This is a genomic window from Sphingomonas sp. BK481, assembly GCF_014194875.1.
Classification (GTDB): domain Bacteria; phylum Pseudomonadota; class Alphaproteobacteria; order Sphingomonadales; family Sphingomonadaceae; genus Sphingomonas; species Sphingomonas aerolata.
The window spans coordinates 258936-280711 of the sequence record NZ_JACIAP010000002.1 but is presented as its reverse complement, the minus strand read 5'-3'; the positions used below and the strand labels follow the sequence as shown (position 1 = coordinate 280711).

13 protein-coding genes are annotated in these 21776 nt (G+C 67.0%); 5 read left to right on the top strand and 8 right to left on the bottom strand.

Annotated features, from left to right (window positions below; translation table 11 throughout):
- Positions 1–55 precede the first annotated feature (55 nt).
- From FHY04_RS05135 to FHY04_RS05120, 4 genes are all read left to right on the top strand, one after another.
- A complete protein-coding gene (locus FHY04_RS05135; RefSeq protein ID WP_183935664.1) occupies positions 56–1435 on the top strand; it encodes an AarF/ABC1/UbiB kinase family protein in 1380 nt (459 codons plus the stop codon).
- A gap of 156 nt (positions 1436–1591) precedes the next feature.
- Entirely contained in the window at positions 1592–3952 is a 2361-nt protein-coding gene (locus tag FHY04_RS05130) for an FdhF/YdeP family oxidoreductase (protein ID WP_183935663.1), read from the top strand.
- Complete coding sequence (locus FHY04_RS05125; protein WP_183935662.1) at positions 3949–4743, top strand: formate/nitrite transporter family protein; 795 nt, start codon at positions 3949–3951, stop codon at positions 4741–4743. The genes FHY04_RS05130 and FHY04_RS05125 overlap by 4 nt, the downstream gene beginning before the upstream one ends.
- A complete protein-coding gene (locus tag FHY04_RS05120; RefSeq protein ID WP_183935661.1) occupies positions 4715–5002 on the top strand; it encodes a hypothetical protein in 288 nt (95 codons plus the stop codon). The genes FHY04_RS05125 and FHY04_RS05120 overlap by 29 nt, the downstream gene beginning before the upstream one ends.
- Before the next feature lie 125 nt (positions 5003–5127).
- On the opposite strand, the gene FHY04_RS05115 is transcribed toward FHY04_RS05120, so the two are convergent.
- The 8 genes from FHY04_RS05115 to FHY04_RS05080 form a co-directional block, all read right to left on the bottom strand.
- Positions 5128–7194 (bottom strand): catalase, encoded by a 2067-nt coding sequence (locus tag FHY04_RS05115; RefSeq protein ID WP_183935660.1) that lies wholly within the window; start codon positions 7192–7194, stop codon positions 5128–5130.
- A gap of 104 nt (positions 7195–7298) precedes the next feature.
- Positions 7299–7562 carry a hypothetical protein gene (locus FHY04_RS05110; RefSeq protein WP_183935659.1) on the bottom strand — a complete coding sequence of 88 codons (264 nt, stop codon included), beginning with the start codon at positions 7560–7562 and terminating at the stop codon, positions 7299–7301.
- Between the two features lie 98 nt (positions 7563–7660).
- On the bottom strand, positions 7661–9577 hold the full coding sequence (locus FHY04_RS05105; protein WP_183935658.1) for an alpha-L-fucosidase: 1917 nt from the start codon (positions 9575–9577) through the stop codon (positions 7661–7663).
- An 18-nt stretch (positions 9578–9595) separates the two neighbouring features.
- Positions 9596–11893, bottom strand: a complete 2298-nt coding sequence (locus FHY04_RS05100; protein WP_183935656.1) for a GH92 family glycosyl hydrolase — start codon at positions 11891–11893, stop codon at positions 9596–9598.
- On the bottom strand, positions 11890–13311 hold the full coding sequence (locus tag FHY04_RS05095) for a glycoside hydrolase family 125 protein (protein ID WP_183935654.1): 1422 nt from the start codon (positions 13309–13311) through the stop codon (positions 11890–11892). Before FHY04_RS05095 ends, FHY04_RS05100 begins: the two co-directional genes overlap by 4 nt.
- Positions 13308–15845: a glycoside hydrolase family 3 C-terminal domain-containing protein gene (locus FHY04_RS05090; RefSeq protein WP_183935652.1), complete on the bottom strand. Its 2538-nt coding sequence runs from the start codon at positions 15843–15845 to the stop codon at positions 13308–13310. The genes FHY04_RS05095 and FHY04_RS05090 overlap by 4 nt, the downstream gene beginning before the upstream one ends.
- Entirely contained in the window at positions 15842–18427 is a 2586-nt protein-coding gene (locus FHY04_RS05085) for a glycoside hydrolase family 2 protein (RefSeq protein ID WP_183935651.1), read from the bottom strand. The genes FHY04_RS05090 and FHY04_RS05085 overlap by 4 nt, the downstream gene beginning before the upstream one ends.
- The gene (locus FHY04_RS05080) at positions 18427–20691 is read right to left on the bottom strand and encodes a beta-N-acetylhexosaminidase (RefSeq protein WP_260171329.1); all 2265 of its coding nucleotides are present in this window, start codon (positions 20689–20691) and stop codon (positions 18427–18429) included. Before FHY04_RS05080 ends, FHY04_RS05085 begins: the two co-directional genes overlap by 1 nt.
- A 336-nt stretch (positions 20692–21027) precedes the next feature.
- Between FHY04_RS05080 and FHY04_RS05075 the strand changes: the two genes are divergently transcribed.
- Entirely contained in the window at positions 21028–21765 is a 738-nt protein-coding gene (locus tag FHY04_RS05075; protein WP_031396151.1) for a GntR family transcriptional regulator, read from the top strand.
- Positions 21766–21776 lie beyond the last annotated feature (11 nt).

Sequence of the window (21776 nt, the reverse complement as noted above, 5' to 3'; positions counted from 1 at the left end):
TCTCGCGCAAGGGGCTCTCCAGACCGAGGATAGACCGACGAGCGAAGATCCTGTCATGCCCGGTACGGAGCTGGGCGCCGAGCAAAATCCAGACGCTGATAACGAGTCCGGCTTCGACGCCGGATCGCAATCGCGTGGCGGGCGGTCGATCCCGCGGGGCCGGCTGTCGCGGCTCGGCGTGTTCGGGCGGCTTGCCGGCGGCGTCGCGGGCGGGGTGGTCGCCGAGGGGGCCCGGCGCCTCGCGAGCGGCGAGCGTCCGCGCATGTCGGACCTGCTGCTGACTCCCGCCAATGCGGTGCGGGTCGCGGACCAGCTGTCGCATCTGCGCGGTGCGGCGATGAAGCTCGGCCAGATGGTGTCGATGGACGCGGGCGACATGCTGCCGCCCGAGCTGGCGACGATCCTCGCCAGGCTGCGCAACGATGCGCATCACATGCCGCCCGCGCAGCTCGACCGGGTGCTCACGGCCGAATGGGGGAAAGACTGGCGCCGCCGCTTCGCCCATTTCCAGGCGCATCCGGTCGCGGCCGCATCGATCGGCCAGGTGCACCGGGCACGGCTCCCCGACGGACGCGTGCTGGCGATCAAGGTGCAATATCCGGGCGTGAAGGACAGCATCGACGCGGATGTCGACAATGTCGCCACGCTGCTGCGCGTGTCCGGGCTGTTGCCCAAGGAGCTCGACATCACGCGGCTGCTCGGTGATGCGAAACAGCAATTGCACGACGAGGCGGATTATGTCCGCGAGGGCGAGATGCTGGAACGCTATCGCGCGCTGGTGGGCGACGATGCGGGGCTGGTCGTTCCGCAACTCGAGCCGACATTGTCGACGCCGCGCGTGCTGGCGATGGAGTATATCGACTGTACGCCGATCGAGAGCCTCGAGACCGCACCCCAAGACGTACGCGATACGGCCATGGAGCGGCTGATCAGGCTCACGCTGCACGAACTGCTCGACTGGCGGCTGATGCAGACCGATCCCAATTTTGCGAATTATCGCTGGCAGGCCGAGACGGGGCGGATCGTCTTGCTCGACTTCGGTGCCGCGCGTGCGGTGCCGCAGGCCGTGGCGGACGGGTATCGCCGGCTGCTGGCCGCGGGGCTTGCCGGACAGCGCGACGCGGTCCGCGACGCCGCCGTTCAGGCTGGCTTTCTGGGCGAGGCCGCGGTCGTGGGGCATCGGCCGCAGATCGACCGCATGATCGACGTGATCCTGGCAGAGATGAACCGGACGGGGCCTTTCGACTTCGGCGATCGCAGCTTCGTCTCGGTGCTGCGGGACGAGGGCGCGGCGATCGCGCGCGACCGGTCGACCTGGCATATCCCGTCGGCTGACATGCTGTTCGTGCAGCGCAAGATCAGCGGTACCGCACTGCTCGCCGCACGGCTGAAGGCGCGCGTGGACGTGCGGGCGATGGTCAAACCTTATTGCTAGTCAAATGAAAGCCGTACTGACCTATAGAGGCGATCACCAGCTGCGATTTTCCTGTTTTGCCGCTTATGCTGCGGCGCGGTATCGCGACTCCAAATGTTTAGGCTGCATGGACCCGGGCAATTTCCGCGGTGACACGCCCGATTTGGAGATTTGAGTATGCGTAACAAGCGTCCCGACGGGATTGTCGACTATACGGGCCCGGCCGGTGGCTGGGGTGCGCTCAAGGCGGTTGCCACGTCGTTGAAGGCCCAGCAGATCGTCGTGCGGGGCGGGCAGACGCTGCTGAAGTCCAACCAGCCCGACGGGTTCGACTGTCCGAGCTGCGCCTGGCCGGACCCCAAGCATACCTCGTCGTTCGAATTCTGCGAGAATGGCGCCAAGGCGGTGGCATGGGAATCCACGGCCAAGCTGATCGGCGCCGACTTCTTCGCCAAGCACAGCGTCTCCGAGATCTGGAAGCAGAGCGATCATTGGATCGAGGATCAGGGTCGCGTCACCGAACCGTTGCGCTACAACGCCGCGACCGACCATTATGAGGTCGTGACCTGGGCGGAGGCGATGTCCGCGATCGGTTCGGGTCTGGCCGCGGTGCCGGACCCGAACCAAGCCGAATTCTATACCTCGGGCCGCTGCTCGAACGAGGCGGCATTCCTCTATCAGCTGTTCGTGCGGCTGTACGGGACCAACAACTTCCCCGACTGTTCGAACATGTGCCACGAGGCGACGTCGGTCGGCCTCCCCAAGTCGATCGGGATCGGCAAGGGTACGGTCAGTCTCGAGGATTTCGACCATGCCGACCTGATCCTGTCGATCGGCCATAATCCGGGGACGAACCATCCTCGGATGATGGCGACGCTGCGCGAGGTGTCGCGCCGCGGTGGCAAGATCATCGTGTTCAACCCGCTCAAGGAGCGCTCGCTCGAACGCTTCGAATCGCCGCAGTCGGTGGTCGAGATGGCGACGATGTCGGCGACCCAGATCGCCAGCTCCTATCTGCAGGTGAAGGTCGGCGGTGACGCCGCGGCGCTCAAGGGTATCGCCAAGGCACTCGTCGCGCTCGACGAGGCGGCGCGCGCGAGCGGCGGCGAACCCGCGCTCGACCATGCTTTCATCGCCGAGCATACCGACGGGCTCGAACCCTATATCGCCGATCTCGCATGGACTGACTGGGCCGATATCGAACAGGCCAGTGGTTTGCGCCGGGCGGATCTCGAGGACGTCGCGCGGATCTATGCGTCGTCCAAGGCGACGATCGCCTGTTACGGCATGGGGATCACCCAGCACCGCACCGGGACCAGCAACGTCCAGCAGCTTGCGAACCTGTTGCTGCTGCGCGGCAATATGGGCCGCCCCGGCGCCGGGATCTGTCCTCTGCGCGGGCATAGCAACGTGCAGGGCGACCGGACGGTCGGCATCACCGAACGCCCGATGCCGCTGTTGCTCGATCAGATGAAGAAGGTCTTCAATTTCGAGCCGCCGCGCGAGCATGGTCATTCGGTGGTCGAAAGCATCGCCGCGATGCGCGACGGCAAGGCCAAGGCGATCGTCTGCCTGGGCGGCAACCTCGCCATCGCGTCGTCCGATCCGCAGGCGTGCGCCGAAGGGTTCCGCAATCTCGATCTGGCGGTGCACATCACCACCAAGCTCAACCGCACGATGCTGTTGATGGCGAAGGACACCTATATCCTGCCATGCCTGGGGCGGACCGAGCTCGACACGCAGGCCGGTGGCCCACAGTCCGTCACCGTCGAGGATTCGATGTCGATGGTCCACGCCTCGCGCGGCTTCCTGATGCCGCCGGGCGAGAATGTAAAGTCCGAGATCTGGATCGTCGGCGAGATCGCCAAGGCGACGCTGCAGGGCAAGGGCGATATCGACTGGGATGCCTTTGTCGGCAATTACGACCTGATCCGCGACAAGATCGAGGCGGTGTTCCCCGATTTCGCCGATTACAACGCGCGCATCCGCAAGCCCGGCGGGTTCCATTTGCCCAATTCCGCCGCGATGCGGATCTGGAAGACGAGCAGCGGCAAGGCGAACTTCATCGTCGCCGAGGGGATCGAGGAAGACGAGACCGCGAACGCGCCGGACGTGCTGCGTCTGACGACGCTGCGGGCGCATGATCAGTACAACACGACCGTCTACAGCCTCGACGACCGGTATCGCGGTGTCTTCGGCCGTCGCGACATCCTGTTCATGAACGAGCGGGACATGGCGCGGCTCGGCTATGCGGAGGGCGATGTCGTCGATGTCGCCACCGCGTTGCAATATGCGCATCCCGACCGCGTCGTGCAGAAGCTGACCCTGGTCCGCTACGCGCTGCCGGACGGGTGCATCGCGTCCTATTATCCCGAGACGCAGCCGCTGATCGCGCTCGAGGATCATGATCCGCAGAGCTTCACCCCGTCCTACAAGTCGGTTCCGGTCACGGTGCGGCGGGCTGGCGGGGATGTCGGTGCGGAGCGCGGCGTGGCGCGCGCGGGGGTCGTCGGCCAGAGCCAGGCTGCTATGGTATGAGCGCGGGATACGCGCCGACGATCGACACCTATGCGACGCTCGCGGCGGCCAAGGCCGCGGCGTGGCGTCGCTCGCCGATCGGCTTCTTTGCAGGCGCGATCCTGGCGGGAACCTATATCGGGATCGCGATGATCCTGGCGATCAGCGCGGCGGCGGGGCTTCCTCCCGGCGTCCGGCCACTGGTGATGGGCGCGACGTTCGGGATCGGCCTGATCCTGACGGTATTCGCCGGCGCCGAGCTGTTCACCGGCTATGTCATGTATCTTGGCTTCGGCCTGGCGAAGCGGACCATCAGCTATGGTGAGGCGATCACGCTGGCGGCCGTTGTATGGCTCGGCAATCTGGTCGGTGGCGTCCTGTTATCGGTGATCTTCGCGATCGGCGGGGGCGGCGCCGTGTTCGCCAATGCCGACACGATGTTCAACGCCTATGTCCAGCACAAGGTCGAGGCGGACGGTATCGCGTTGTTCGCGCGGGCGATCCTGTGCAACTGGCTCGTCTGTCTCGCAATCTGGACGGCGGCGCGGATGAAGGGCGATGCGGCCAAGTGCATCGCGATGGCCTGGATCCTGCTCGCGTTCGTTGCTGCCGGCTTCGAGCATTCGGTCGCCAACATGACCGCGCTCACGCTCGGCCTCATGGCGCCGCATCCGGTGATCGATCTGGCGGGCACGGTGCACAATCTCGTCGTTGTGACCGCGGGAAACACCGTCGGCGGGCTGGTCTTCGTCGTCTTCGGGTACATGCTCGCGGCCAGGACGGATGCAGCAGCCGCGCCAGCGGCGGACTGACGCGCACTTGGCGAAGAAGCATTATCTCACCGCGACGCTGCCCGATGGCTATGTGAAGACGATCGGGCCTACGGCGACTGCGTTCACGCACTACTGGCGGATCGTCGCGGTGCTCGCCAACGGCAAGACCGAAGTGTTCTGGGGGCACAGCAAGTCATTGGCCGAGGCGAAGAAGAAGCGCGTCGCGGCCGAGGAGGCGTCGATCCAGCGCGGTTGGCGATCGCATGCGTTCGAGATCGTCGAGCTCGTTCGCTCCTAGACCGTCCACGCGTACAGCTGGGCCAGACGCGAAACGGCCGCCCCGCACATGATGTGCGGGGCGGCCGTTCTTCTGTTGGACGAATGAGACCATACACGAACGGCGTGATCTCATTCTCGTGCCGGTCAGGCGAGCATGCGGACGCTGGGTTCACGATCCCAATAGCGCTTTGCACCTGCGGTCGCGATGTCGGCCAGCGCCACCACACCCGCATCGGGCTCTACGCCGGCCTTGTCGAGAAGCGGCTTGGCCGCATCGCTGGCGCCGATCGCCTTCAGATGACCGAACGCATCCATGACCCACTGGACCGCCGCGCCTTCCTTCAGGAGCATCTTGCACCCGTCGGCCGACAGGACGACCGCCACCGCGTCGAAGATCTGCGACGGGCTGCCCGCAAGCTGGCCCTGTGCCTTCTTCATGCTGCCATCGGCAAGCTTCGCGCCACCGACCTTGGGCGCGACCAGCACCGGCTTGCCGCCTGCACCCTCGACCGCCGCGACGACCGCGTCGATCTCTGCGCCATCCGACCCGTCGGCGATCAGGATCCCGACCTGACGGCCCTCGAGCGTCTCCTTCATGTTCTTCTGGATCGACAGTGCCGGGCTCGGTGGCATGTCGACCGGCGCACGGAACGCCGGATTGGCCGCCGGCAGGGCGATGCCGAGACCATCGGCAACGCGCGTCGCGAGTTCTTCGTTCACGTTGCGCAGGTTGGCAACGGTGCGCTCCTGAACATGCGCGAGACCGACCTTCGACAGCTCGAAGGTGAAGGCCGACGCGATATGCGCCTTCTCATTGTCGGTTGCCGACACCCAGAACAGCCGTGCCTGGCTGTAATGGTCACCGAACAGTTCGGCGCGCATCCGCAGCTTCTCGCCCTGCTCGTCTGCACCGGTCGGGTTGGTGGTCGTCACGAAGCCGTTCGGCGATTCGCGTGGGCCACCGTCTTCGCCGACAACCGACAGGCTGTTCGGCTCGTAATTGGCACGACCCTTGGGCACCTTGGTCTGCATCATGCCGTCACGCTGGAAATTGCCAGCGGGGCTGCGGGGTGCGTTGACCGGGATCTGGTGGAAGTTGGTCGTGCCGAGACGCGACTTCTGCGTGTCGAGATAGCTGAACAACCTGCCCTGAAGCAGCGGATCGTTCGAGAAATCGATGCCGGGGACGATGTTGGTCGGCAGGAACGCGACCTGCTCGGTCTCGGCGAAGAAGTTGTCGACGTTGCGGTCGAGCACCATCCGGCCGATGATCCGAACGGGAACGTCCTCCTCAGGGATCAGCTTGGTCGAATCGAGCACGTCATAAGGCTGCGCCTCGGCGAACGCCTTGTCGAACACCTGGATGCCGAGCTCCCACTCGGGGAAGTCGCCGGTGTCGATCGCTTCCCACAGGTCGCGACGATGATAGTCGTTGTCCGCGGCCTGTAGCTTGAGCGTCTCGTCCCAGATCGTCGACTGGAGACCGAGCTTGGGCTTCCAGTGGAACTTGACGAAGCTCGACTTGCCTTCCTCGTTCACGAGCTGGAACGTGTGGACGCCGAAGCCTTCCATCATCCGCAGCGAACGCGGCAGGGTGCGGTCGGACATCGCCCACATCTGCATGTGCGTCGATTCCGGGGTCAGCGATGCCCAGTCCCAGAAGGTGTCGTGCGCCGAACCTGCCTGCGGATAGGCGCGATCGGCCTCCATCTTCACCGAATGGATCAGGTCGGGGAACTTGATCGCGTCCTGGATGAAGAACACCGGAATGTTGTTGCCGACGAGATCCCAGTTGCCCTCGGTCGTGTAGAACTTGACCGCGAAGCCGCGCACATCGCGCGGGGTGTCGACCGAACCGGCGCCGCCAGCGACCGTCGAGAAGCGCGTGAAGAGCTCGGTCTTCGTGCCCTTCTTGAACACCGCCGCCTTGGTCAGATCGGAAATGTCATCGGTAGCTTCGAAATAGCCGTGCGCACCCGATCCGCGCGCATGGACGATCCGCTCGGGGATCCGCTCATGATCGAAATGAAAGATCTTCTCGCGCAGTACGAAATCCTCGAGCAGCGTGGGACCACGCGCGCCGGATTTCAGGCTGTTCTGGTTGTCGGACACGGGCACGCCGTGGTTGGTGGTCAGGACGGGGACGTCGCCGCCTGCCTGCTGATGCGTCTCACCACCGTTGCCGGGGTTGCGCTGTTCGATGTCGCTCATTGCGGATCCTTGCTGTCGAGGACGAAGTTCGGGTGCTCAACGTGCGATCCACCAGACCGGGTCCACACAGGCGGCAAGGAATCGGCCTGCTTCATGTTAGGGGATCAGGTCGTGGGCGACGGATGTTGCCCGGACCACGCCGAACCGAGTCCGTTTCCAGCAGGTGCCCGGAATCGCCGGAGTTTTTTCGCCGACCGCCAGAGCAGAAGCAGGCCGATCGCGAACAGAAACAGCGCACCGAACAGAAAGGCGAGGTAGAATCCTGGTGCGAGCCAGGCCGATCGTATCACCGGCCCGGCCGCTGCGGCGTCCGCGGCGGCCCCTGCCATGCTGGTCATCGGCGTTGCACTGGTTTCGATCGCTGTCATGGCGTGTCCCCGGCCGGACCGGCACCGTCGCGGCACCGGATCCGACCTGAGGTATGCCCGCGATTTATTGCACGCGTGGGACAGACCGTATCATTGCGTCACCCGCTGCGCGGCCGGAACGCGCCGATCCCGGCGATTGCGAGGCGACGGGCAGGGATCGCGGTCTCGGCAAAGCTGAGGCGGAGCAGACGGGCGGTGACCGGGGTCGCAAAGGCGATGCGCTGAGTCGCGAGCGCATAGGCGATGTTAGGCAGTTCGCCCTTGCCGGCCTCTTGCCAGTTGGTGCCGTCGGTGCTCGTCTCGATCCGGTAGCCCTTTGGCGGCGCGGTGTCCGCCATGACCGCGCGAGACGGCGTCAGGCTGAACCCGGCGAGCGTCTCGGTCGCGCCAAGGTCGATCGTCACCGAGGCGGGGGCGCCGGGTTTGGGGGCGGGCAGCGCCCAGCTCGTCGCGGTATCGTTGTCGAGCAGGGCCTGTGCGCCGGGGGCGGAGGCGGCAGCGATCGACCAGCGCGTCGTGGCGACGATGCTCGGGTCGGATGCGACGACAGTCGCGACCGCGGTGGGCGCGACCTGGCGGAAGAGCGCGATTTCGCGGATCGCGGGACAGGCCGGCGCCTCAAGGATTCGCAGGCGCAGGCGGCGGGCTGTGACCGGCGCGGGCAGGCGGATGATCCGCTGCGCGCCGATGCAGGCGTGCTGTGCCAGTTCACGCCACCGGCCGTCCACTTCGGCATCGACCGCAAACCGCGTCACGCGCAGCCCGAGCGGGAGATATTCGCGCAGGCGGATGAGGTCGAAGGCCCGGCCGGGCGGAAGGTCGAGCACGAGACTGGGCGTCGTGATCCCGTCGGCGGTCGACCAATAGCTGTCGGCGCGACCGTCGAGGACGTTTGCCGGCGAAAAGCCTGAGCCGCGACTGTGGCTGGCGGTCGCGACCGCGCCCTGGGCGAGGTTGCGCGCGAAGGTGGCGGCCTGCGCGGTGCCGAAGGATTTCAGCACGGCGACGTCGATATCGGCGAGGCGGCCGCGCCGGTCGGGCGGCAGGTTGAGGTTGAGGTTGGTGCCGCGACCGACCGACTCGTCGTACAGCTTTACCAGCCGCGCGGGCGTCTTGACCTTCGCATCCTCGTCCGCGTGATAGAACCAGCCCGGCCGGATCGAGACGTCGGTCTCGGCCGGCCACCAGAGCGGTGCACCGCGCACGCCCGAATTACCCTCGCTCTGGACATAGGGATGGTTCGGCATGGTCGGCCAGCAGGGATCGCCCGCGACGCCGTCCTCATTGCCGACCCAGCGGACATCCGCGCCCAAAGGATCGAAGGTACAGGCCATAGGCTGATGCTGATGGACCAGCGCGACGATCGACGGCCAGTTGTAATATTTCGGCGCATCGATCTTCCGCGTGTCGCGCGCGCCGCCATAATAGCCGTCGCCGCCATTGGCGCCGTCGAACCAGAATTCGAACAGCGTGCCATAGCGCGTGCAGAGCTCGACCACCTGCTTGCGGAAATACTCGACATAGGCCGGGCGGCCATAGTCCGCGTGATTGCGATCCCAGGGCGAGAGGTACAGCCCGAAATCGAGCCCGGCCCGCCTGGTCGCGCGCTCCATCTCGCCGACGACATCGCCCTTGCCGTTCTTGTACGGGCTGTTGCGGATGCAATGCTCGGTCAGCATCGTCGGCCACAGGCAGAAGCCGTCATGATGCTTGGCGGTCAGGATGATGCCGCGCATGCCGCCTGCCTTGGCCGCCGCGACGATCTGGTCGGGGTCGAAATCGGTCGGATCGAAGAGCTTGGGATCCTCGTCGCCATAGCCCCATTCGCGATCGGTGAAGGTGTTGATCGAGAAATGGACAAAGGCATATTGCTCGCGCGCATGCCAGGCGAGCTGGCGCTTCGACGGCGTCGCACCCCATGGCTTGGGGGCGGCCGCGCGGGTCGCCGCGAGCGCAGGCGTCGCGGTTGCGGCGAGGCCCGAGGCGAGCAGGAGGCGGCGGGAAACTTCGGTCATCATCGTCTCCATGGGAGTTCAGGTGGCGGGGCGGCCGAACGAGGGGGGGCGGTCAGCGAGCTTCTCGCCGAACGCCGGATCGGGGGTGGCGGACATGGTGAAGCGCAGCGTACCGCCAGCGACGAGATCGGCATGCGCGATCCAGCTTTTCGTCCAGGGCTTGCCGTTCCAAGTGACCGCGGTGACATAGGGCGTATCGATGCGGTTGCCCGGCGCCTCGATCACGACCTTGCGCTTGCCCCCGACCTTGAGTTCGGCGCGGGTGAAGAGCGGCGCGCCGAACACATAGACCGCCGCGACCGGATCGACCGGGTAGAGGCCGAGCGCTGACATCACGAACCATGCGCTCATCTGGCCGCAATCGTCATTGCCGATGATCCCGTCGGGCGCGCGCTTGTACATCGTCGTCAGGATCTTGCGGACCAGCGCCTGCGTCTTCCAGGGCTGGCCGACATAAGCGTAGAGATAGGGCACGTGCTGATCGGGTTCGTTGCCGTGCGCATATTGGCCGATCAGCCCCGATATGTCGGGCGGCGCGTCCCTGGGCAGCGTCGAGGGCGCAGCAAACAGCGCATCGAGGCGCGCGGCGAACTTCGCATCGCCACCGAAATGCGCGATCTGGCCGTAGAGGTCATGCTGATTGAGGAAGGTCGTCTGCCAGCCATTGGCTTCGGTGAAATCATGGTAGCGCTTGATGTGGCCGAGCTGGATCGGGTCATAGGGCGTCAGCCAGCTGCCATCGGCAAGCTTGGGCCGCGCCAGGCCGATCACCGGGTCGAGCACGTTGCGATAGTTCCGGCTGCGCTCGCGCAGGCGGGCGGCGTCGTCGGTCGCGCCGGCCCTGGCCGCGAGGGCGGCCATCGCCCAGTCGTCATAGGCATATTCCTGCGTTCGGCTGACCGACTCGTCGACCTGATCGGCGGGCAGATAGCCACGCGCGATATAGGTGCCCCGCGCGCGGCTGTTGACGAGGTCGGGGGCCTTGGCGTCGAACGCGCGCGTGCGGATCGCGGGCCAGGCGGCGGCATAGTCTGCGTCGATGCCCTTGGCTGCCGCCTCCGCCATGATCGCGACCGAATGCCAGCCGATCATCGTGCCGGTCTCGACCCCCTGGAGCGGCCAGCAGGGCGGGCCATAGGCGCTTTGCTGCGTCTGGCGGACCAGGTCACGGACGAGTGACCGCGCGCGATCGGGCGCGACCAGGGTCAGTAGCGGGTGGAGCGTACGATAGGTGTCCCAGGTCGAATAGGTGCTGTAGGCCTGATCGCCTTTGGGCACGCTGTGGACCAGCCGGTCGAGCCCGACATAGCGGTCGTCGACATCCGAAAACAGCGTCGGCGCGAGCATCGCATGATAGAGCGCAGTCGCCATGACGACGCGCTGGTCGTCGCTGCCACCCTCGATCTTCACGGTCTTGAGGGCGTCGGCCCAGTCGCCGATCGCCTGACGCCGCGCCGCATCGAAATCGCGCGAGGCCGAGGCGGCGAGGTTGGTCCGTGCGCCCGCCATGTCGACCGCGGAGACCGCAGTGCGCACGACGATCGGGGCGGAGCCCGCATCGTCGTAGTGCAGCACCGCGCGCACGCGGTCGGCGGTCGCGATCGCGCCGTTGACGACCTGGTCGCCCGCATGGAGCGTAATCCTGTCGGGCTTGCGCGAGACCTGCATCGCGAAGTGGATGCGGCGCCCCTTGGCCCAGCGGAAGGTGCGGCGGCTGCCGATCAGGATGCCGTCCGATTCGAGCTCGATCCGGCTGTCGTCGATCAGCGGGCCTTCGCCCGGGCGGCTGTCGCGGTAATTGCCGAGGTCGATCAGGAGATGCCCGGGGCCGGCGGGAAAGCGGTGCCGCTGCCACCCGACGCGCGCTTCAGCGGTGAGTTCGGAGCGGACGCCGTTGCCCAGCGTGCAGGCATAATAGCCGGGCTCGGCACTCTCCTGTGCATAGGTCTGGCGATAGCCTTCGCCGGGACGGTCGGGCGCGCCGGGGCGCAGCTTGACCGGGCCGCGGGCAGGCACGACGAGCACGTCCATCATGTCGGCGATACCGGTGCCCGACAGATGCGTGTGCGAAAAGCCCATGATCGACGGGTCACCGCGATGATAGCCCGAGCAGTTCGCCCAGTTCTCCGTATCCGTATCGGGGCTGACCTGGACCATGCCGAAGGGCACGGTCGCGCCGGGATAGGTATGACCGTCACCGCCGGTGCCGATCCACAGATCGGGCACCGCACGCGACCGCCCGGCAAAGGCCGGCATCGCGCCGGTCAGCGCCAGCGCACCGGTCGAGCCGAGCAACGCACGTCGCGTGAGCCTCATAACGGCGCCGCCAGCAGCGCGGGGCGGGTATCGGCAAGATGGACGAGCAGTTCCCCGAACAGACCGTTCGTCCAGGCGAACCAGCTGCGCGTGAACTTGGTGGGATCGTCCTTGTCGAACGCCTCGTGCATGAAGCCGGTGTCGGCATCCGTATCGCGCAGCATCCTGAGGCAGCTGCGAACGGTCGCGTCGTCGGCGCCGGCAAGCGCGCGGATGATCAGCGACATCGGCCAGATCTGGCCGAGCCCGACATGCGGGCCGCCGATCCCCTCCGCCTTGGTGCCCTTGAAGAAATAGGGATTGGCGTCGCTCCAGGCCGCGTCCGAGGTGCGGCGCCAGAGCGGGTCGGTGGCGGGAGCGCAGCCCATATAGGCAAGCGCGGACAGCGACGGCACGTTGGCGTCGTCCATGAAGACCGCGTTGCCGAACCCGTCGACCTCATAGGCCCACACCTCGCGGCCGTCGCGCAGCCGCATCTTGCCGTGCGCGTTGAGCGCGGTCTCGACCTCGGCCGCGAGCGCGGTGGCATCGGCGGCGAGCGCGGTGTCATTGCGCGCCTCCTTCGCGACGACGGCCAGTTCACGCAGCGTCGTCACCGCGAAATGATTGGCCGGGATAAGATAGGGATAGAGGCAGGCATCGTCGGACGGACGAAAGCCGCACTGGATCAGGCCGTTCGGCTTGGCGGGATTGCCCCAGCCCTCGAGCGCCATCGTCTCGGTATTGCGGTTCGAGGCGCGCAGGAAGCTATAGGGTCCGCGGCCATCCTTACGCTGCTGCTCGCGATAGGTGCGCAGGCTGGCGCGTGCTGCCTCCGCCCAGGTCGCGTCGAACGGGGTCGCGTCGCGCGTCGCCTGCCAATAGCCATAAGCGAGACGCATCGGGTAGCAGAGTGAGTCGATCTCCCATTTGCGCTCGGCAACACCCGGTTTCATCTCGGTCTGGTCGTGCAACGCCCAGCTCAGCTCGGTCTTCCCGGCGGGATCCTCGCGAAATGCGTTGGCATAGGGATCGAGCAGGATCGACCGCGACTGGCGGGCGATCAGCCCGCGAAACACGGTGCGCAGCGCGGGATCGTTGCGGACGAGGTGGAGATAGGGGCGGAGCTGCGCCGAGCTGTCGCGTAGCCACAGGCAGGGAATGTCGCCGGTGATGACGAAGGCATCGGGCGCGCCCGCGATTGTCGACATCCGCACGGTCGTGTCGAGCGTGTTGGGATAGCAGTTGCCGAACATCCAGCGCAGCTTCGGATCGGCGATCCGGGCCGAGACGCGGGCGATCTCGCGTTCCACCGCCCGGCTCTTGAACAGACGGTCGGCGACGGCGGGGCGCTTGGAGGGCAGGCCCGGGCGGGCGGCAAAGGCAGGGGTGCCGACGAGCGCGAGCCCGCCGGCGATCAACGAACGGCGATCGATCATTTGGGCAGCCCCACCGCTGCGCCGGTGATCGTCAGGTCGGTCCATTGCCCCTCGCCGTCGCCGGGCTGGCCGCCGCCGACATAGAGGCGATAGGCGCCGGGCTGGATCGTCCGCGTGCCGTCGCGCGCGACGCTGCTCATCGAGCGGGGATCGAGCGCGAACGAGACGGTGCGCGACTGGCCGGGCTTGAGCGCGACGCGGTCGAAGCCGACGAGCTGGCGCTGGAGCACCGCGGTGGTCGCTCCGCCGCCGGTGGTCGCGGTCGGGACGAGATAGGCCTGAACGACCTCTTCGCCCGCGCGCGCGCCGGTGTTCGAGACCTTCGCCGCGAGCGTGAGAGGCTGGCCGGCCGCGACGGTGAGGCTGGGTTTTGCCGCGGCATAGCCGAAACTGGTATAGCTCAGCCCGTGCCCGAAGCCCCAGAGCGGCTTGCCGGTGAAGTAGCGGTAGGTGCGCTCCTTCATCGTATAGTCGATGAAGGCGGGCAGGTCGCTCGCGGACTTGTAGACGGTGACGGGGAGGCGACCCGAGGGGTTGTTGAGCCCCGCCAGCGTCTCGGCGATCGCGGTGCCGCCGGCCTGGCCCGGATACCAAGCGGTCAGGATCGCGTCGGCGAGCGACGGATCGACCGCCACCGCGCTGCCGCTGGTCAGGACGAGGATGACGGGTTTGCCGGTCGCGCGCAGTGCTTTCAGCAGCGCCTGTTGCGCGAGCGGAAGCCCGATGTCGGTGCGGTCGCCACCGACGAATCCGGGGACGCTGACCGACAGCGCCTCGCCCTCGAGATCGGGCGACAGGCCCATCACCGCGACGACGACGTCCGACGCGTTTGCGGCGGCGACGGCGGCGGCGAGCATCGGCGCGGCGGGCGGCGTCCAGAGCAGGCGGATGCCCTCGTCGTCGCTGCGGTGATCGAGTTCGAGGCGGAAGGCGGCGGGCTTGCCGTCGCTGGAGACCGGGATCTCGATGCGGCCTTTCTTGACCTCGCCCGCAGTGAGCTGGCGGTCGCCGATCCAGAGGCGTGCGACGTCATGGACCGAACAGTCTTTCCAGCACGCCGGGACGTCGATTACCAGCGTATAGTCACCCGCGGCGGGCGGGGTGAAGACGCCCGACCAGCGGACGGCGAAGCTGCGGCCAAGCCCGGGCGCCGGACTGACGCGGTTGAGGTCGGCATCGATGCGGCGTTCGGTGCGCGTCAGCACCGGCGTGCCGCCGGTCGTCCCGGTACCAGCGAAATATTCGGCCTTCAGACCCTGTGGAAAGACGGTCTCGGGAACCACCACCGGCGCGCCGTCGGCGAGCACCGAACCCTGGGCATAGCGGACATTGGCGGCGCCGAACTGCTTGCGGATGCCGTCGAGCGGGGTGACCGGGGCGACCGCGGTGCCGTGGTAATTGCCCTGAAGCACGCCGATATCGTCGGCATTGGTGCCGATCACCGCGATCCGGCTGCCGGTCTTGAGCGGCAGGCGGCTGGCATCGTTCTTGAGCAGCACGATCGACTTGCGCGCCGCCTCGAGCGCGAGCGCACGGTGCGCGGGGGTGTCGACCTGATCGGTGCCGATCTTGCTCCACGGGCTGTCGCCGCCGAACGCGATGCCCAGCGCGCGGCGGGCGCGGAACGCCCGCGTCAGCGCGGTGTCGACCTCCGCCTCGCTCACCAGGCCCTGGCGCACTGCGGCGGGGAGGCCGGCATAGGCGGTGCCGCAATTGAGGTCGGTGCCGCCCCTGATCGCCGCCGCCGCTGCGCCGGGCGTGTCGAGCCGGTAGTGGTGATAGGTGCTGATATTACCGACCGCGTCGCAATCCGAGACGGTGAAGCCGGTAAAGCCCCAGTCGCGCCGCAGCCGGTCGACCATCAGCGGCGACGACGCGCAGGCGGGCACCCCGTGGATCGAGTTGTACGCGCACATCAGCGAGAGCGCCTTGCCCTCGGTCACCGCCTGACGGAAGGCGGGCAGGTAGGTTGCTTCCAGATCCTGCGGGCTGGGGTCGACGTCGAAACTGTCGCGCCCCGCCTCGGGGCCGCTATGCACCGCGAAATGCTTCGGCGTGGCGACGACCTTGGGATGGAGCGGGTCGGGGCCCTGGAGACCGCCGATGAACGCGACGCCGAGCCGCCCGGTCAGATACGGGTCCTCGCCATAGGTTTCCTGCCCGCGCCCCCAGCGCGGATCCCGGAAGATGTTGATGTTGGGCGACCAGATCGTCAGCCCTTCATAGATGCGGCGATCGGCATTGGCGGGCTTCGCATTGAAGCGCGCGCGTGCCTCGGTCGCGACGACGTCGCCGATTTTGCGGACGAGCACCGGATCCCAGGTCGCGGCCATGCCGATCGCCTGCGGGAACACCGTCGCATGCCCGTTGCGCGCGAGACCGTGCAGTCCCTCGTTCCACCAGTCATAGGCGGGCAGCCCGAGCTTCGGATCGGCGGGCGCGGTGCTTTGCAGCTGCGCGGCCTTTTCTTCCATCGACATGGTGGCGACCGCGGTGGCGACGGGATCGGCGGAGGCGAGCAGGAGCCAGATCATCGGGCAAGTGTCCTCAAGGTGAGCGCTTTGCGCAGTGTGGCAGGCGACGCGTCCGACGCAACGGCGACGGTCCGCGTCTCGCCCGGCAGAAGGTCGAACCCGTCATCGGCGGGCTGCGCCGCCACGTCCCCGAAATCGAGCATGACCGCGCGGGCGAAGCGGCTGGCCGTGATCGTCGCGGTCGAGCCCGACCAGGTGACGCTCAGGCCCGGATCGGGATAGGCCATGTCCTTGGGCAGCGCGCGCTCGATGATCGCCCGGCTGGCGACCGCGTCACCGATGATAAGCTCGGCGACCGCATAGCTGGCCCCCGGCGCGGCGCTGCCGAACAGCGTCGCATCGGGGAGCGTCGCGGCGAGCGTCGACGAGAGCGGCGGCAACGTCGCGGGGGTGGTGGTGTCGTTCAGCACGGTGCCCGCCATGTCCATCGCGCGCACCCGCCAGCGCGCGGCGATCGGCGTGGTCGCGTCGGAGATCAGCGAGATCCGCGTCGCGCCATCCTTGTGCTCCGCAGCAATCGCCTGGGGTGCAAAGAAGCGCCGCGCGGCATAGTTCAGCAGCTTCCACTGGCCGTCATGATCGATGCTCGCCCAGCTGATCGAGGGCCAGACGTCATTCAGCTGCCAGTAGAGCGACCCCATCGTCACCGGGCGGCATGCACGGTGATGCAATGCGGCGATCCGGATCGCCTCGGCCTGGTTGACCTGCGTCAGATAGACGAGATCGGCGAAATCCTTTGCCGGGCGCAGGCGGTCGCGCAGGTACATCAGCAATCGCTCATTGCCCTCGCCGGCGAGGAATTTCTGGTGCGCCTTCATCACCGGGCTGTCGGCGGCAAGCGGGCCCTTGCCCGCGAAAGCGCGGATCGTCGCGAGGTCCGGCATCGCCTGGAAGCCATATTCGGACATGAAGCGAGGACAGCTGTCGAGATAGCGTTCGACCGGTTTCGAGCCGGACCAGACATCCCAGAAATGGCGATCGCCATTCTTGTCGGTGTCGGTCGGGCCCTCATAATCAGTCGAGGGGGAGCCCGGCCAATAGGGCGTGCCGGGCGAATATTTCGTCACCGCCTGGCGCAGCACGCGGTCGAACAGCACCGCCATGCCCGCGCCGATCCGCTCCTGCTCATCCGCGCCGACCGCCTTCTTGAACGCCTTGCGATCGGACCAGTTCTCCCAGCCCGATAGCACTTCGTTGCCGCCGGCCCAGATCACGACCGAGGGGTGCGAGCCGATCCGGGCTACCTGCTGCTCGGCCTCGATCCGGACATTCTCACGGAACGCCGCATCGGGCGGCGTGACGCTGCCGCCGAACATGAAGTCCTGCCACACCATCAGCCCCATGCGGTCGGCCAAGTCGTAAAAGGCGTCGTCGAGATAATAGCCGCCGCCCCAGATGCGGATCATGTTCATGTTGGCGTCCGCCGCGCCCTTCAGGATCGTCTGCATATAGGCGGGGGTGACGCGCGACGGGAACATGTCGAACGGGATCAGGTTCGCGCCCTTGGCGAAGATCGGCGTGCCGTTGACCTTGAAGCCGAAGCTGCCGTCCTTGCGGATCAGTTCGACCGTGCGCAGGCCGATCCGCCGCGTGACGCTGTCCTCTGCGGTCGCTTGCGCGCCGGCGAGCGAGGCGGTGACGGTGTAGAGCGGCTGCGCGCCATAGCCGATCGGCTGCCAGCGCTGCGGCGCGGCGATCGTCAGCGGGAGCGAGACGCTGTTGCTGCCGGCGGCGAGCGTGACGCTGCGGTCGACCGTGACGGTCTTGCCGTCGGGACCCGTGACAACGGCGTGCACAGTCGTGCGACCGGGCGTGTCGGCGACGATGTCGAGCTTCGCCGCGATCCGCGCCTCGGCGTCGCTCAGATCCTCCTGCTCGACCCGGAACGTCTCGATCCGCGCCTCGTCCCAGATTTCGAGACGGACCGGGCGCCAGATGCCGATATTGACGATCCGGGGACCCCAGTCCCAGCTGTAATGATATTTGGGTTTGCGGATATAAGGCGAGGTTTGCTTGCCCTTGGGCTCGTCGCCGAACGCGCTGTCATATTCGCCGGGAAGCGGATGCTTCTCGGCGAGCACCATCGGCTGAAGCGTGCGGATGGGCGAGGCGATCGTCACCAGCACCTCGTTGCGGCCCGCCTTCAGCGCCGATTTCGCGTCCACACGCCAGCGACGGTGCGCATTGTCGGTCTTGAGCAGCGGCGTGCCGTTGACGGTGACCGTCGCAAAGGTGTCGAGACCGTCGAATACGAGGTCGAGATGGTCGCGCGCGAGCATCGCCGGCGTGACGTCGAGCACGCGGCGGAACTGCCACCGGGTCAGCCCGGCCCACTGGATCGCGGCCTCGTTCATGCCCTTGTAGGGATCGGGGACGCGGCGCGCAGCGATCAGGTCCTGCTGGACCGAGCCCGGCACCGTGGCCGCGAGCCATTTCGCCTCGCGCTTGTGCGCGGCGACCGCGCTCGTGTCGGTCGGATCGATCCGGACCTGCCAGTCGCGGTCGAGCGTGACCACTGTCTTCGGGGCCGAGATCGCGGGCGAGGCGAGTGCGAGGAGCGGGAGAAGGAACCAGCGACGCATCAGCGTGTCTCCGTGAGTTGCATCCGCTCGACCGCATAATAGGGATCGGACGTGGGGGAGGTGAATTGCAGGCAGATGTCGCGGTCGCCGGTCAGCGCGGGCAAGCGGCCCTTGACGCTGAACCGGGTGGCGGCGGTTGCCGGATCGGGAAGCGGGAAGGTGCCGGCGACGACCGGCTTGGCACCCGCCACGGTGCAGCCGACGAGCACGATCAGCTCGCCGTGCGGGGTGACGTTATAGTGCCGGCGCAGCTTGGTATCTTCATGCGCCAGCGCATAATGACGCGGCAGGCGGGCGATATCGATCGTGAAGCCCTTTGCGACGTCCATCGGCGCGGCGGGATAGGCGGTGCACAGGTCGAACAGGTCGATATTGTACACCGGCGCGTTCGTCTGCGCCTCGGGCGTCAACGGCACGCGGAGTGCGAGCGATCCCTTTGGACAGGCGACCATGTCGGAGGCAGTTCGCGTCAGCAGTGCCTCGCGGCCGGTATCGAACAGGCGTGGCTCGGCGATCTGCTGACCGGCGGCGTCGAACGCGGCGGCGCGGATCTTGACCCCCGGTTTGATCGACAGCGGTGCCGTATAGGCGGGCGACCGCGGGCCGGGGGCCTTGCCGTCGAGCGTGTAGCGGATCGTGCCATAGGGCGCCTGCGTCGCCAGCGAGACCTTGGCGCTTTTGGTGCGCAGCGCATCGCCGCGCGTGCCAGCGAGCGTATAGTCGACCGCGAACGCGCTGTCCGCGACCTGCATGCCGGAGGTGCGCCAGCGGCCGATCTGCGGCTGGACCCGCTCGAGGAAACTGCCGAAGTCGCGCTTGTCCTTGCCCGACCAGGTGATCTCGGCGAGCGCGGCGGCGCGTGGGAAGATCAGATGCTGCATCTGATAGGGCGTGACGATATATTCGCTCCACAGATTGCCCTGTGCGCCGAGCACGTGATGCGCCTTGTCGGCGGGGATCCCCGCGGGCATCGGCTCATACTTGTACACGGTCTCGAGAGACTGGATATCGATCCGCCCCGGCGGTTCGTCGCTGCGATCGCTTTGCAGGCTGTTGAGGTAGAGCGTCGGTGCGGGCGAGAGGACGACGTCGTGGTTCTGGTTCGCGGCCTCGACCGCGCCCTTTTCGCCACGCCACGACATCACCGATGCGGAGGCGGGGAGGCCGCCTTCGAGGATTTCGTCCCAGCCAATCAGGCGGCGGCCCTTGCTGGCGAGATATTCGCCGAACTGGTCGATCATCCAGCTCTGCAGGCCATTCTCGTCCTTGATCCCGAGCTTGACCATCTGCGCCTGGACTTCGGGACTGCGTTCCCACTGATCCTTGACCGCCTCGTCGCCGCCAAGATGGACATAGGTGCCCGGGAATACCGCCATGATCTCGTCGAGCACCGTCTTGACGAAGGCGATGCCCTTGGGGCCGGGATTGAAGAGATAGGGATTCACGCCCCAGTCGCTGCTGACCTTCGGCGTGTCGCCGAGGACGCCGAGGTGCGGATACGCGGCGACGAGCGCCTGGGCGTGGCCGGGCAGGTCGATCTCGGGGACGACGACGATGCCGCGCTCGGTTGCATAGGCGACGAGCTTGCGCAGCTCGTCCTGCGTGTAGAAGCCTCCGACCTGCGTGCCGGGCGCCTCGCCGGTCGAGGGCGACGTCCGGACGCTGCCGATCGCGGTCAGCCGGGGATAGGCCTTGACCTCGAACCGCCAGCCCTGATCGTCGGTGAGGTGGAGATGGAGCGTGTTGAGCTTCACCGACGCCATCTGGTCGACGAGCGCATAGAGCGAGGGCAGCGACTGGAAATGCCGTGCGGTGTCGATCATCAGCCCGCGCCAGCCGAAGCGGGGGGCGTCGTCGATCGTGACCGCTGGGATCCGGACGGGCTGGCCGAACGCGCGATCGGGGCTGATCAGCTGCGCCAGCGTCATCGCGCCATAGACGAGCCCGGCATCGCCCGACGCCGCGATCCGAACGCCCGACGCATCGACCGTCAGACGATAGGCTTCCGCGCCTTTGATCGTCGCGTCGCGATCGATCCGGATCACGCCGCGCGCGCCGGTCGCCAGCGTCAGGCCGCGTTCGGTCTTCACATGGGCGAGGAGCAGACGGGCGGCGGCGGCGGTGCCGGCATCGCCGGGATCGGCGGACACCGTGCTGCCCGTCACGATCGTCACGGCGCCGGTTCCGCGCGTCATCGCTGCGGGTTGCGGGACGAGCGGCAGGCGGTCCTGTGCATCGGCCACGCCGGTGGTGCCGAGCATCATGCCGGTCGCGATGAGCGCGCATCCGAAACGGGGGGGTGCGTTTGACCGCATGATTTCTGCTCCCGGTAACCGGCTCCTCACGGCCGCTGGTCGGGGAATGTAACCAATATAGGTCCAGACACAAGCCGTTGATTCAGCGGCGTCCCGAAAGCAGGTCCCGAGCCTTCGCAAAGTTTGCCAGTGTTTCAGCCGATCTGACAGCATCGACCCGTTTTGAACGGAAATACCAATATAATCCTTGGCGCCGGTCTGGTTGCCGTGCGGCTGTGCTTTGGCTATCCTCCCGCGCCAGGACAGGGTGTGGCGCGCTTCGGGCTGCCAGTCAAAGGGGGGTACATGGCGTTTTCCGATGATATCGGACGCTTTCGCAAGGGCAATCCGTCGCCGCTCTATCTTCAGTTGCAGGATCTGATCCGCAACGCGATCGGCGAGAAGCTGCTCGTCCAGGGCAATGCGATCCCCGCCGAACGCGATCTGGCGATCGAATATGACGTCTCGCGCATCACCGTGCGCAAGGCGATCGGCGGGCTCGTCGAGGAAGGGCTGCTGACCCGGCGTCGGGGTGCGGGCACGTTCGTCGCCGGTCGCGTCGAAAAGAGCTTCTCGAAACTGTCGTCGTTCAGCGAGGACATGGCAGCACGCGGCCGGACATCGAGCAGCACCTGGATCTCGCGATCGGCGGGCCAGGTGAACCCCGAAGAGGCGATGGCGCTCGGCCTGTCGCCGGGGGCGCCGGTGTTCCGTTTCAACCGCATCCGCTATGCCGACGAGGAGGCGATGGCGCTCGAATTCTCGACCATCGCGGGCTATTGCCTGACGTCGGTCGATGGCGTGACGGACTCGCTCTATGCCGCCCTCGAAGCGGCGGGGAGCCGACCGGTGCGCGCGCTGCAGCGGCTGCGGGCGGTGCCGTTCGGGGGCGAGCATGCGCGGATGCTGGGGGTCGATGCCGGTCATGCCGGGCTACTGATCGAACGCCGCGGCTTCCTGCGCGACGGACGCGCGGCCGAATTCACGCGCTCCTATTACCGCGGCGACGCCTATGACTTCGTCGCCGAACTTGCCGACATCTGATCCGTCACACC

Bases quoted from the DNA above. Each gene is read 5' to 3' on its own strand.
- FHY04_RS05085 (WP_183935651.1), bottom strand. From the start codon at position 18,427: ATGCGTCGCTGGTTCCTTCTCCCGCTCCTCGCACTCGCCTCGCCCGCG.
- FHY04_RS05120 (WP_183935661.1), top strand. From the start codon at position 4,715: ATGCAGCAGCCGCGCCAGCGGCGGACTGACGCGCACTTGGCGAAGAAG.
- FHY04_RS05130 (WP_183935663.1), top strand. From the start codon at position 1,592: ATGCGTAACAAGCGTCCCGACGGGATTGTCGACTATACGGGCCCGGCC.
- FHY04_RS05075 (WP_031396151.1), top strand. From the start codon at position 21,028: ATGGCGTTTTCCGATGATATCGGACGCTTTCGCAAGGGCAATCCGTCG.
- FHY04_RS05095 (WP_183935654.1), bottom strand. From the start codon at position 13,311: ATGATCGATCGCCGTTCGTTGATCGCCGGCGGGCTCGCGCTCGTCGGC.
- FHY04_RS05110 (WP_183935659.1), bottom strand. From the start codon at position 7,562: ATGACAGCGATCGAAACCAGTGCAACGCCGATGACCAGCATGGCAGGG.
- FHY04_RS05135 (WP_183935664.1), top strand. From the start codon at position 56: ATGCCCGGTACGGAGCTGGGCGCCGAGCAAAATCCAGACGCTGATAAC.
- FHY04_RS05090 (WP_183935652.1), bottom strand. From the start codon at position 15,845: ATGATCTGGCTCCTGCTCGCCTCCGCCGATCCCGTCGCCACCGCGGTC.
- FHY04_RS05080 (WP_260171329.1), bottom strand. From the start codon at position 20,691: ATGATGCTCGGCACCACCGGCGTGGCCGATGCACAGGACCGCCTGCCG.
- FHY04_RS05125 (WP_183935662.1), top strand. From the start codon at position 3,949: ATGAGCGCGGGATACGCGCCGACGATCGACACCTATGCGACGCTCGCG.
- FHY04_RS05100 (WP_183935656.1), bottom strand. From the start codon at position 11,893: ATGAGGCTCACGCGACGTGCGTTGCTCGGCTCGACCGGTGCGCTGGCG.
- FHY04_RS05105 (WP_183935658.1), bottom strand. From the start codon at position 9,577: ATGACCGAAGTTTCCCGCCGCCTCCTGCTCGCCTCGGGCCTCGCCGCA.
- FHY04_RS05115 (WP_183935660.1), bottom strand. From the start codon at position 7,194: ATGAGCGACATCGAACAGCGCAACCCCGGCAACGGTGGTGAGACGCAT.